At 64.5% G+C, this 11,488-nt stretch carries 11 protein-coding genes; 5 read left to right on the forward strand and 6 right to left on the reverse strand.

The features are described from left to right. Positions 1–172 precede the first annotated feature (172 nt). Complete coding sequence (locus tag ACFVM3_RS11060; protein ID WP_378437690.1) at positions 173–1,501, forward strand: multiprotein-bridging factor 1 family protein; 1,329 nt, start codon at positions 173–175, stop codon at positions 1,499–1,501. After that, positions 1,498–2,052, forward strand: a complete 555-nt coding sequence (locus ACFVM3_RS11065; RefSeq protein ID WP_378437691.1) for an NUDIX domain-containing protein — start codon at positions 1,498–1,500, stop codon at positions 2,050–2,052. Before ACFVM3_RS11060 ends, ACFVM3_RS11065 begins: the two co-directional genes overlap by 4 nt. A gap of 47 nt (positions 2,053–2,099) precedes the next feature. Here the strand turns inward: ACFVM3_RS11065 and ACFVM3_RS11070 are convergent, their stop codons facing one another. The 4 genes from ACFVM3_RS11070 to ACFVM3_RS11085 form a co-directional block, all read right to left on the reverse strand. After that, positions 2,100–3,272, reverse strand: a complete 1,173-nt coding sequence (locus ACFVM3_RS11070; RefSeq protein WP_378437693.1) for an FAD-dependent monooxygenase — start codon at positions 3,270–3,272, stop codon at positions 2,100–2,102. Then, complete coding sequence (locus ACFVM3_RS11075) at positions 3,269–4,378, reverse strand: MAB_1171c family putative transporter (RefSeq protein WP_378437694.1); 1,110 nt, start codon at positions 4,376–4,378, stop codon at positions 3,269–3,271. Before ACFVM3_RS11075 ends, ACFVM3_RS11070 begins: the two co-directional genes overlap by 4 nt. Then, positions 4,375–4,920 carry a hypothetical protein gene (locus ACFVM3_RS11080; protein ID WP_378437696.1) on the reverse strand — a complete coding sequence of 182 codons (546 nt, stop codon included), beginning with the start codon at positions 4,918–4,920 and terminating at the stop codon, positions 4,375–4,377. Before ACFVM3_RS11080 ends, ACFVM3_RS11075 begins: the two co-directional genes overlap by 4 nt. Positions 4,921–4,984: 64 nt before the next feature. Further along, positions 4,985–5,464, reverse strand: coding sequence for an XRE family transcriptional regulator (locus ACFVM3_RS11085; protein WP_378437698.1), 480 nt, complete (start codon positions 5,462–5,464; stop codon positions 4,985–4,987). A gap of 300 nt (positions 5,465–5,764) precedes the next feature. Here ACFVM3_RS11085 and ACFVM3_RS11090 point away from each other — a divergent pair, with 300 nt between their 5' ends. Both ACFVM3_RS11090 and ACFVM3_RS11095 read left to right on the forward strand, forming a co-directional pair. Next, positions 5,765–8,065 carry a helix-turn-helix domain-containing protein gene (locus ACFVM3_RS11090; RefSeq protein WP_378437700.1) on the forward strand — a complete coding sequence of 767 codons (2,301 nt, stop codon included), beginning with the start codon at positions 5,765–5,767 and terminating at the stop codon, positions 8,063–8,065. Positions 8,066–8,562: 497 nt separating this feature from the next. Next, on the forward strand, positions 8,563–8,823 hold the full coding sequence (locus tag ACFVM3_RS11095; protein WP_257489815.1) for a DUF6355 family natural product biosynthesis protein: 261 nt from the start codon (positions 8,563–8,565) through the stop codon (positions 8,821–8,823). A gap of 362 nt (positions 8,824–9,185) precedes the next feature. Here the strand turns inward: ACFVM3_RS11095 and ACFVM3_RS11100 are convergent, their stop codons facing one another. Next, positions 9,186–9,833 carry a prepilin peptidase gene (locus ACFVM3_RS11100; protein ID WP_378437701.1) on the reverse strand — a complete coding sequence of 216 codons (648 nt, stop codon included), beginning with the start codon at positions 9,831–9,833 and terminating at the stop codon, positions 9,186–9,188. Positions 9,834–10,055: 222 nt separating this feature from the next. On the opposite strand from ACFVM3_RS11100, the gene ACFVM3_RS11105 reads away from it, so the two are divergent. Beyond that, positions 10,056–10,631, forward strand: a complete 576-nt coding sequence (locus ACFVM3_RS11105) for a hypothetical protein (RefSeq protein ID WP_378437703.1) — start codon at positions 10,056–10,058, stop codon at positions 10,629–10,631. A 508-nt stretch (positions 10,632–11,139) separates the two neighbouring features. Here the strand turns inward: ACFVM3_RS11105 and ACFVM3_RS11110 are convergent. After that, positions 11,140–11,415: a hypothetical protein gene (locus tag ACFVM3_RS11110; RefSeq protein WP_378437705.1), complete on the reverse strand. Its 276-nt coding sequence runs from the start codon at positions 11,413–11,415 to the stop codon at positions 11,140–11,142. Positions 11,416–11,488: the final 73 nt, after the last annotated feature.

An 11,488-nucleotide genomic window follows, 5' to 3' on the forward strand; every position in this document is an offset into this window, starting at 1 on the left:
CAGAGCGGCTATAAGGCGACAATGAGGCGGCTATGAGGCGCCACTAGGTCTGACCTGCACAAACACCTCATTGCGGGTTCGTAGTCCGAATGGGTGCAGCTCGTCGAGTGGGTGATCAGACTTGACGGATAGCTGGCTATTGTGACGGTGACCGACGGGTGAGGTGATGTTCATGGGGGACCGGCGAGTTGCCTTCGCTGACCGGCGCGAGCAGATGGGCTACACCCAACAGAGCTTCGGTAGAGCGGTCGGGGTGGAGTTCTCTACCGTCGGGCGTTGGGAACGGGGCGAGTTGACTCCGCAGCCGTACCGGCGGCCGCGCATTGCTCAGGTGCTCAAAGTGGGCCTGGCCGAGTTGGAGGTCTTGCTCTCGCCGTCCCGGCAGGCTCCGTCATTAGAGCTGACGACGTCGCCCCGCTATGCCCCGTCGCTTGATGATGCGTTAAGTGCCTTGGAAGCAGTGGCTCTCGTTGACAACGGGGCGGACACGAAGCCCGGTATGCGTGTCTTTGAGGGGCGACTGCCAGCGCAGGCGGTCCGTGCTTGGCGTTTCGGTGTGGAGTATTTCGATGTGCCGACGACCGGAGCCCCGACAAGTGTGCGCGACATCGACGAGATTAAAGCGACGACTACTGCGCTTGATCGCCTCGATCGCCAGTTTGGTGGAGACTACTGCCGCGGGCTAGCTGTGAAGTATCTGACGAGCCGTGTATTGCCGACCCTTCGGAGGCCTGCATCTGATTCGGTGCGTCGTGAGCTATTTCAGGCTTCGGCGGTATTGGCCGAGGTTATCGGATACATGGCTTATGATTCTCAGTTTCATCGTCTCGCGCAGCACTATTTTGTCCACTCTCTCCGGCTTGCCAAAGAAGCGGGTAACCCTGCGTACGGATCGTTCGTTTTCGCCACCATGAGCCATCAGGCGTTGTACCTTGATCGACCTGACCAGGCGTTGGCGCTAGCTCGGGCTGCACAGGAGACTGCTTCGTCCGGCTCCGTCGCGGCAGTGAAGACCGAAGCAGCCATGCTCGAAGCAACTGCATCCGCGGCCCTTGGCGATCACAGGGGTAGCACTGAGGCCTTACGCCGAGGTGAGAAGTCGTACGACCATCACGGTTCGGCAGATGAGACGCCCTACTGGATGGCACACTGGGATGACGCGGTGTTCGCGAGCTTCGCCAGCTCGGCATGGCTCGATCTAGGAGATGTCCGCGCGGCGGAACCGTACCTGCAGCTCCTGGCGGACAGGGCCCAGGGGCAGGTGCGTCGCGAGGTTTTCGCGGCTGGGCAACGCGCCAAGGCTGCCCTGCTCGAGCAGGATGTGGAGCGATGTGTTCACTATGGCACGATGGCGGCCAAAGCCGCTGCGGCCGCCAACTCGAAGCGCTCGCATCACATCGTCCGCGACCTGCTCAGCCAGCTTGAAGGGCACCGGCAGCTGCGGCCTGTACGCGAGTTGACAGAGACGGTGGCCACGCTCCTACCAAGTGAGGCACCTTGACGCATGAGCAGCCCAACCACTGCGGTGATCGCACAGTCTTCCAGCACGACTTGAAGGACGAGGGCGATCCAGAGCCCGAGTTCAACGTGGGAGTTGCCGAACGGCTGCCGCGAAAGAACGTTGCAGCAGGTGTGCTCATCCGTGACGAGTCAGGTCGGATCCTCTTTATATCACCGACCTACAAGCCGTTTCTGGACATACCGGGAGGCTTGACCGAGGACGAAGAATCGCCGCTAGCCGCTTGCTACCGCGAGGTTCGAGAGGAACTTGGGGTCGACTTGCAGATTGGCCGGCTGCTACTCATCGACTGGATGCCGACTCATGGTGTGTGGCGTGACAGTGTCCAGTTCATCTTTGACGGCGGCGTCCTCAGTGTCGAACAGATCGAGGCGATTCGACCGGCGGCCAACGAGGTCAGTCGCCTTGAGTTCCTCCACGTTGACGCTGCCAAACAACACCTTCGCCCATCAATGGCTCGGCGAGTTAGCCTGGCGCATCGAGCACTTCTTGACGGTTCGACGTATTACGCCGAGTTCGGTCGAACCCCGTAGGGTCGCAGCAATAGAAGTTGAACAGGTAGTAGTGGCTGAAAAACTGCTTAGTCCCAAACGATTTGGTGCTCGTGTAACCACGCCGGTGGATCCATGGCACCGCTTCGAGCTGCTTGGGCGATTCTGCGATCGCGGCCTCGCTGTTCGATCCACCGCGGCGTGCCGCGGCGGTGCGCCGTGCGGCTGCGACGGCTTGCCCCAGCTCGCATGACTCTTTCGCGCCGCAAGGCTTCGAAGGCTTCGAGTGCCGCCGCTGCCTCTTCGTTGCTGCGAAGTTGTTGGGCTAGAACAACTGCATCTTCGAGGGCTAACGCGGCGCCTTGCTCTGTAGCTGGTGGGACGGCGTGGGCGGCGTCGCCGATGAGGATGACCTGGTCTGTGCACCATGTCGGCATGGTGTCGAGGGTGCGTGTGTTGGAGGGCAGGATGACGGTCGCGGCTCGGATGATGTCCACGGCCGGCGTACGGTCGCGCCGAAACAGCTTCACGAGGCGTTTGCGCCAGGTTTCGGTGTCGCGCGGTTCCTTCGCGGATAGTGGCTCTGGCGAGGCGATATTGGCATACCAGTAGATGTCGCCGCCGGCGGTCGTATAGCCAAACGTCGCCTTCCGCCCCCAGTAGATGTGAAAGGCGTCCGGCGACGGAGGAGCTGCGGTGCTCGCGGGGGCGTAGCCGTAGACGAGGTGGGTTCCGGCGTAGCGGGGTTCTGGCGCGGAGGGAAAGGTCAGCCGGCGGGTTGTGGAGTTGAGTCCGTCTGCGCCGATGAGCACGGTGCCTTCGGCTGTGGATCCGTCGTCGAAGGTCGCTAGAACGCTGCCGGAGTGGCAAGTCGCGGCTATCAGGCGCTTATTCATGGTGACGGCCGCTCCGCGATCGGCGGCCGCAGTGCGCAAGACGCGGGCGAGGCGGGCACGGGGCATCGTGCGGGGGACGTCGTTGGGTCCGTTGCCGGTGAAGGAGACCGTGCCGAGGTGTCGGCCGGTACCTGAGCTGAGTTCGGTGTTGGCGACTGGGTAGGAGATGTCGGTGACGATGTCGTGTGCGTCGATGGCGCGCAGGGCGTTGAGACCGTTGCGTGGAAGGCGTAGTGCGGCTCCGCCGTAGTCGCCTCCGTCGTGCCGAGCTTCGTAGAGTTCGGCTGTGATGCCGGCTTTGCGCAGAGCTAGGGCAGTTGCGGACCCCGCGATGCCGCCGCCGACGATGATCGCGTGATGGGTCACGCGGCCCTCCCTGAAGTAGCTGAACGTGTGGCAGCAAAGGCACGTGAGAGCGCTATGAGTTCGTCGACCTCGTCGTGCGCTGAGTTGGTATACGGGATTGCGAGAGGGACGGCCCGCTGATGGTCGCCGTGGTCGTCAGGGGAGCCCTGGAGCGCTTCGGCGATGAGGTCTGACAGAGGCGTGTCGGCTGGATGGTCTTCGCGGAGTTTCGCTACGCGTGGGCTGATTCGGACGAGTCCGTCTCGGCATTCGATCATGCGTCGGTAGTAGCGCCGGTGTACGTCCCATACGCGGAGGGAGTCCCATGGCGTGGTGGAGGCTCGGAGAAATTCGTCTTCAGGGAACGCGTGGTGTAGAGCTGTCCACAATGGCCCAAGTGCATGGTAGGCCTGACGTTGCCGCCACCAGATACGTATGGCGGTCAGTCGCATGCGGGCCGCCGGATAGAGAAGGCCGGCCACGATCGCGACGATGCCGGTGAACGACAGCGTCCCGTTCACGCCGATGATGTTCATGAACAGGGTTCCGGTGAACCAGTACTCCACGTCGATCGCGGCGAATATTCCGCTGGTTACGGCTGTCAGTGCGAAGCCGACAGCCGCGACGCGGAGTCCCAGGGCCAGTCGCCGCTCGGCCTGGCGCGCGTAGCGCAATGCTGAGATTGCACAGGCGGCCAGCGCGCAGCCCATGAATGCGTTCGCGGCGAAGTAGATGACCGACATGTACGGGATGGACATCGGCGCCGGCGCCAGGATGGCGGCACCGATCATGACGACTTCGGCGGCGAGGAGGACCAGCACGTTGCGGCGGGTGCGGCGTTTGGCCACCTGTCGAGGCAGCGTCGCCGCATCGAAGAAGAACAGCAGGGAGAGAACGGCGGCCGACGTGGGAGCGTGCCATGCGACGGCGGACCACACTGGACCCCCGCGCACGAGCGACGCGTCGCCGACGACGTCACGCAGGATGCGCCCGATGAGCGCGAAGGCGAGGAAGCCGACGATGCCTTGTAGGGGGAGGTTCCAGGGTTGCCTGCTGAGCTGGTAGCCCTTCCAGATGAGACCGCCGAGGAGGCAGCTGATCAGTGCGGCGCTGATGAGCCAGCTCATAGCCAGCCGATCCGGGCGCCGAGAGCGGTGTCCATGCCGCGCGCGGCGCCGTCAGAGGGCCGCGGGGCCGCGATGTTCAGGATGGACGCCCATTCGAGGATGATCGTCGCGACTGCTTCGGCCTCCCGCTCGTGGTCGGTGTCGTAGGCAGTTCTCCGAAGCGCCCGTTTCACCGCGTCATCGCCGATATCCGGGTACTGCTCGCTCAGCGATCGTGTTCCTGGCGTTGTGAGCCCGTCGGGAAGGACGTCGCTGTCGAGAGCACCCTGATGGCCGCCGAGGATGTGGCCGAGTTCGTGCAGGACGATGTGGTCCTGGTGCAGTTTGGACGTTTCCTTCTGGAAGAGGATGTAATCCGCTTCTCGGGTGGAGATCCACATGCCGAAAGGGCCGGGGACGGGGATGGGGTAGGCGATCAGGCGGATCGGTTTGCCGCGGATCTCGCCCATCTGACGGCATAGCTCGGTCACGTCCAGGGGTGGGCGAATATCGAGCTTGCTCAGCATCTCACGGCATTGTCGGCGTATGCGCCGTTCAGACACCCGCACCTCCCTTCGCAGCAGCGACTTCAGGCAGCATCGCAGAAATCGCTATAGCCAGTCCGTTCTAGACGCCTGGAAGCCCTCCATCGGGTGGCGGGGGCCTCTCGGCTTGCTCTTGCTGGTAGACGAGTTCGAGCATGTCCTTCACCAGCTTCAGGCGTTCGGGTGACAGCTGGCCGGCGCGCATCGCCAGCAGCTGAATCTCCTCGTCACCGGAAAGGCTGGCCATCCTGGCGCGCTCCGCCTTCAGCGCTTCCAGCTGCTGGTCGACTTGCCGCACCAGCTCGTTGTCGTCATCGAAGAAGTACGCGACCGGGACCTCGAAGAAGGCGGCTAGCCCTTCCAGGTAGCTCTTCGTCGGATTGGTCTTCGTGCCGTTACGGAGTCCCCAGATGTAGCTCTGAGATGCCGTCCTGGCGTATCCGCCAGCGACAATGAATTCGGCGACCTGCTCGTTGCTGTACTCCTTGCCGTCCGGTCGCTTCTTCGTCGCGAAGAGGTTGTTCAGCTTCGCGGCGAGCGTTCGCGTCGCTTGCCCTGCCACCCCAGGCCTCCATGACAGCCGCCGTGTCTTCACTGATGAGACACCCAATCGGGTGATCACTTTCTCGTCAGTTGAAAAGAACTTTCTCCTGAGAATAGTCTCGACTCCACGAAGCCTCAACTGAGGAGAAAGTTCGCCACCCAGGTGGGCTAGCGGGCGTGGAGCCTCAAGGTCGGAGGAAGTTGATGGTGACCGCAATGGCGCCAGTGCAGAAGGCAGGTCCGGGCTCGCCCCGGCGCAGCGGGGCAAGAGCGGCTCGCGTCTAGCGCGGTCGATTGCTCTGCGGATGGGGAGACGCAGATGCGACAGATCAACAGCTTTGCCGAGGCGGTGCACCGGCTGCGCCGTGAGCGTGGAATGAGCCTGGGTGACGTGGCCGCGAAGGCTCGCTACAGCCCGAGCTACCTATCCAAGCTGCTCCATGGCCACCGGCGCCTTCTGCCGGAAGTCGTGCGCCAGATCGACACGGCCCTCGACGCGAAGGGGCAACTCGAACGCCTCGCCGAACAACAACGCTCCGAAGGCTCGGCGGGTGGGGGCAAGCCGATGCAGTTGCCCGCCGACGTCCCAGGCTTCGTCGGACGCGCAGACGTCCTGCGGACGATGGACGCCGCACTCGCGAGCCGGGCAGAGGGGGGTGCCCACACGATCGTGATCGAAGGAGGCTTCTGGGTCGGGAAAACGGCGTTGGCCGTGCACTGGGTCACCCGAAACCTGGATCGGTTTCCCGGCGGCTGCCTCTTCGCCGATATGCGCGGGCTCGGCCCCGGTGCACCCAGGACGCCGGAGGAGGTACTCGATGGCTTCTTGCAGGCATTGGGCGCCGGTCAGGCAGACCTGAACGGCGCACTCGAGGTCCGGGCCGCACGCTTCCGATCGATCCTCGCCGAACGCCCCGCCGTGGTGGTCCTCGACAACATCGCCGACTACAGCCAGGTGCGGCAGCTGCTGCCCGGCGGCGGCAGCGTCGTCGTCGCTACCAGCCGCGAGCACCAAGCCAGCCTGCTGCTGCGGACCGGCGGCGCGTCGATCGACTTGACCGCCTTGCCGCCCGCCGACGCACTGACCTTGCTCGCCAGCCGTGCTGGCCGTCATCGGCTAGACGCGGACCCCGTTGCCGCCGAAGCGATCGTACGGCGCTGCGGCCGGCTTCCCATGGCGGCCCTGATCGTCGCTGAACACCTCCAGCAGCGTCCCGACAGTACGCTGGGCAAGATCGCCGCCCAGCTGGCGACCGACCGCCACCGACTGGACCTCTTCACCTCGCCGGACCCCACGGTCAACATCCATGGCGTGATCGACCTGTCCTACCTCGCTCTGCCGCCGGCTGCGGCACGGCTGTTCCGTCTGTTGGGGATAAGTCCTGCGTACACCGTCAGCGCGGACTCCGCTGCAGTGCTCGCCGACATCGAACCCGACCTCGCGGAATCACTTCTCACCGTGCTTCGGCAGGCTCACCTGGTAACGCCCATGCCGGACGGCCGCTACTGCATCGACTACCTCCTCCGGGCATACGCACACCAGCGCGCCCTGGTCGAGGAACACCTCCGCGACGTCGAGAAGGCCCAAGACCGGGTTCTCAGGTGGTACACGGCACGAGCGCTTTCCGCCAACAACTCACTCATCCCGAACTGGCGTGACTCGACGATCGACAGCCTGCTCGCAGACTTCGACCAAGGCAGCCCCAGCTTCGATGAGGCGATGTCCTGGTGTCAGACCGAGGTCGCGACCGCCCTGCAAATCGCGAAGAACACCCGCAGCCACCTCGCAAAGGACCTCCTGTGGGTCCTGCCGACGGCATTCCTCCCGTACTTCGCCATCACTCGAAGCTGGACGGACTGGCTCATTGCCGCCAACGACGGGCTCGACGCCGCGACTGCAGTGGAAAGCACTGCAGGCACTGCTCGAAGCCTGCAAGTCCTCGGCTGGGCCGAGCGTGACCTCGGCCGGACATCTGAAGCCATCTCGCATCTCACACAAGCCCTCGAGCTATTCGCCGAACTCGGCGACGAGCTGCCCACGGCATGGACCGCACACGGCTTAGCGCTCGCTCTCGCCGATAGTCAACGGCACGGTGAAGCGATCACCCACTTCCTGGCGGCGGACGACCGGTTCCAGGCACTTCACCACGGCATCGGCGTCGTCATGAACCGGGCAGCACTCGCCCTTGCCTTCCACGAGGCCGGTGATCGCGAGCGAGCCGTCGACACCGCGCGCGAGGCACTGAGCCTCGCTCAAAGGCACGACTCTGACGGCATCCACAGCGTCGCGCACCACAGCCTCGGCATCCTGCTGCAGCGCAGAGGCGAACATAGGGCGGCTCTTACACACTTCGATGCCGCGGCCTCCCTTCGGCAGCGTCCATGGCAACGATGGAACCTCGCCGACACACTGATCGCCCGAGCGGACGCCCTGCTAGCCCTGGGATTTCGTCCGCAGGCCGTAGCCGCCTACGAAAAAGCTGCCGACATACTGGAGAGCCTCCGTGATTCCCGGGCACACGAAATTCGCGCTCGCGCCGCGTTGGGCGGAAAACCTGAGTGGGCAGCGAAGAACGAGCCAGCTGGAACAGTGTTGCACTTTCCTTTGTGGGCACGGTAGAGCATTTTTAGTCGCGGTTGAATGCGATGGTGTCAGCCTAAGGTGCGGCTAGGTTGGCACGCGCTCTCTAGTTCATGAATTTGGTATTCAGTGTGAGCTCACTCAGGCTAGATCTGGCTGGGCTCACACTGGTTTGGCGCCGGGTAGCACGTTGTCTTCCAGGTTCTAGAAGTCTTCATGCTTAATGAAAACCGTTGCCGTCTTGACAGGGTCATGACAAGATCAACACAGAATCGGCACAACGTTGTACTCGCCTGACGGGTTCCCGCTCATCTTGCGACGGTGGATAGTGATTAGCAGAACAACGCAACCCGCCGCAGATCGATTTCATCGATCTTGTGGATTTCAGAGGCTCGTCGTTCGACTATTCTGTTCCGTTACTCTTAAGGGCTGAGGATATGATTGGAATTTCGCGGACCCGTGCAGTCCGATACGGTTTGGCTGGAGTGGTCGCAGCGCTCGCGGTCGCGGGGTCGGGTGTGACGGCAAACGCTGCCATGGCAAGGGAAGCAGCGGCTGGCGGTCCTGTCACCGTCAGCGAGGGATGTGGCTTTCTCGGCTGGGGGAAGTATCGGCACTGCGATGGCGGTACCGGGTCCACTGTGATGCTGGACGTCGAGGATATCTTTGGTGGTCTCTTCCGCTACTGCGTCGGGCCCGGCACGACCGATCTCCAGCCGGTGATCAGATGGCGGGTGACTGGTGCCTGGTGGAACGGGGGCTTCGGCTGTATTCCGGGCTATTACGGCCCAGCGTGATCGAGACTCGCCAGAGTTGCCACCGCTGGCCCGGGACTTGCTGATCGGCGGTTGCTCTGGTGCTCCGGGGAGGTCAGCGCCCCGGACGCGGCGTGGCGGGAATCCAAGCTCTCCGCCCCAGTTTGGCCCGTCACGCCGCACCCCAACTAGCCGCTCAGCGGCAAAGCGCTCCGTCGGTGTCCTCGGGAAATCGACGGAAGCCGCCGGGGTGGCGCCCCTCCCCTCAAGCGCCACCCCGGCAACCCCTCAAGCGCACAAAGCCAGCAGGTAGGACAGTCCCGCTACGAGGTTTGTCAGGGAAGCAGGGAAGAACGATGATGAGCCAGGCACCCGTGGAGTCACATCACACGGCGACAGGCGTTCTAACCGTTCGCCAGCACCATAACCAGCGTGCCGGCCAGAAGGCACGGGCCGAACGGCACCACCACGGCGTCGTCGTCATCACGGCGTCGGACGCCGGGCGCAGCGACCATGACCAGCGCGAGCAACGAGGCCGTCAGCAGTGCCCCGGCGACCTGGGCCCAGCCGATCCAACCGGTCACCAGCCCGACCACGGCGGCGGCGCTGACGTCGCCGGCACCGATACCCCCGCTGGTGGCCACGGCGAGAATAAGGAACAGTCCTCCCGCTGCGGCGAGTGCGGCAAGCGCTCGTACACCTGGCGCGGGGTCGCGACGGACCAAACACAGGACAGCGAAACCCGCCATGGCGCCGGCAAGCAGAGGCCACATCAAGGCCCGGGGGAGCCGGTGTTCGCACCAGTCGATTACCGCCAGGGGAACCGCCAGGACGGTCACGAACCCGTAGACGGCGAGTTCGCCGCGTGCTCCCACTCGCCAGCCCAGCAAGCCGAGGGTGGCGGCCGTGAGCACCGCGCCGAACCACCACGCTGCGACCAGCCTCCGCTCCTGTCGCAGGAACCGGCGTGTGAGCCCGCTCGCCGCCGCACCGAGCACCAGGCCGGCGGCGGCACCGCAACTCCACCACCAGCTGCTCGCCGTCAGCTGCACAAGTCCTCCACCCCTCGTCTGATCACCTTGTACGCCATCCTGCCCGCCCGATCTTCCGGTCGACCGGCTCTCAAACCAACGGGTGAACTTCACGCGAGAGCTGCTGTCCGGAGCGCCATCACCACGAAAGTCGGTCTTGAGGCGAACCTGCTGCAGTGGAGCATCACGGAGGTGCGGTCCGCCCGCTCTGATCTGCGATCGTCGATGAAACGGGGGACCGTAATGACCCACTACCGCAGCACCCGCCTCGCCCTGACCGGCCTTGCCGCCGCGGCCGGACTTGGCTTGAGCGCCTGCAGCTCGGACGACAGCTCGACCTCGGCTTCCGCGTCGCCGGCACCGCCAATCGCACCCAGCACCACAGCCGCCTCGCCCGCCGACATCGCCAAGCAGAAGGCCACTGCTGCCTACCTGGGGATGTGGAGCGACATGGCCGAAGCTGCGACGACCTCGGACTGGCAAACACCAAAACTGGCTCAGAACGCGACAGGCGAAGCGCTGCAGACCATTTCCCGAAGTTTGTACGCCGATCACTACAATGGCCTGGTCACCAAAGGGCTGCCCGTCAATAACCCGAAGCCAGCTTCGGTAGAGCCACTGGACAACCCGACTTCGGTCACGCTCACCGATTGCGGCGACTCGACGAACTGGCTCAAGTACCGGGCTGACAATGGTCAACCAGCCAACGACGGGCCAAGTGGACGCCGGCAGATCGAGGCCTTGGTGAAGAAAGCCGTCGATGGCTCTTGGAAAGTGACGACCTTCGCGGTACACGAGGTCGGATCATGCACCGGGTAAGCAGGACCGCGCTGACAGCGGGCGCGGCGATCGTCCTTTGTCTCGCTGCGGCAAGCTCGGCTTTGGCCGATGGCTGGGGCAACGTCAAGTGCGGTGAAGCCGGAAACCCGTCCTGTGATCTCGGCGCTGGTCGCGGCGGCCACTCCGCTCCCATCCCGGGCCCAGCGCCCGGCCCGAAACCTGGTGGACCGAAATCGCCGGCAGGCGAACAGGGCAAAGCCGCTCCGCCGCCTGGCGACCGGGTTGTCGGCGGTGACAAGAACCAAGCCGATTGCTCGTACGTGCGCAGTAACTACCAGCCACCGGGGAACGGTGTGCAGACGGTCCGCTTCCACCCACGCCGCTCGGATTCCGGTGGGGTGCAGTTCGTGTCGCTGGCCCGTCCGCGGCCCCAGAATGTGGTGCTGGCACAAGGTCCAGGGCCGGGCGGCGCGTGGTATGTCTACCAGTGTTCCGGTCAGGGGCAGCGGGACGCGCTCTACCGGGCCCCGGTGTGGATTCCCGATGGTCAGGCACCAGGTGCCGCGCCGCTGCCCTCGCCAGAGGAGTTGGCCGAGCAGGCGCGGTCGCAGCTGCGGTTGCCGAGTCCGGTGATTGGCTCAAGTCCGGCCGGAACCCAGTTGGTGCAGCTGCCGACGTGGTTGTGGTTGGACCGGGCGATGTGGCGGCCGCAGTCGGCGACGGCTTCGGTGCCCGGGGTGTCGGTCACCGCGACCGCGACCCCGACCGGGGTGTCCTGGGTAATGGGCGATGGCAGCACCGTGTCCTGCGCTGGACCGGGCACACCGTTTCCCGCCCACGGGGATCCGCGGGCGGCGTCCCCCGATTGCGGCCACACCTACCATCGTTCGTCGGCC

Source organism: Amycolatopsis sp. NPDC057786, assembly GCF_042797905.1.
Classification (GTDB): domain Bacteria; phylum Actinomycetota; class Actinomycetes; order Mycobacteriales; family Pseudonocardiaceae; genus Amycolatopsis.

Excerpts from the sequence above, each read along its gene's own strand:
- ACFVM3_RS11105 (WP_378437703.1), top strand. The coding sequence starts at position 10,056 with ATGACCCACTACCGCAGCACCCGCCTCGCCCTGACCGGCCTTGCCGCC.
- ACFVM3_RS11075 (WP_378437694.1), bottom strand. The coding sequence starts at position 4,378 with ATGAGCTGGCTCATCAGCGCCGCACTGATCAGCTGCCTCCTCGGCGGT.
- ACFVM3_RS11060 (WP_378437690.1), top strand. The coding sequence starts at position 173 with ATGGGGGACCGGCGAGTTGCCTTCGCTGACCGGCGCGAGCAGATGGGC.
- ACFVM3_RS11090 (WP_378437700.1), top strand. The coding sequence starts at position 5,765 with ATGCGACAGATCAACAGCTTTGCCGAGGCGGTGCACCGGCTGCGCCGT.
- ACFVM3_RS11095 (WP_257489815.1), top strand. The coding sequence starts at position 8,563 with ATGGCAAGGGAAGCAGCGGCTGGCGGTCCTGTCACCGTCAGCGAGGGA.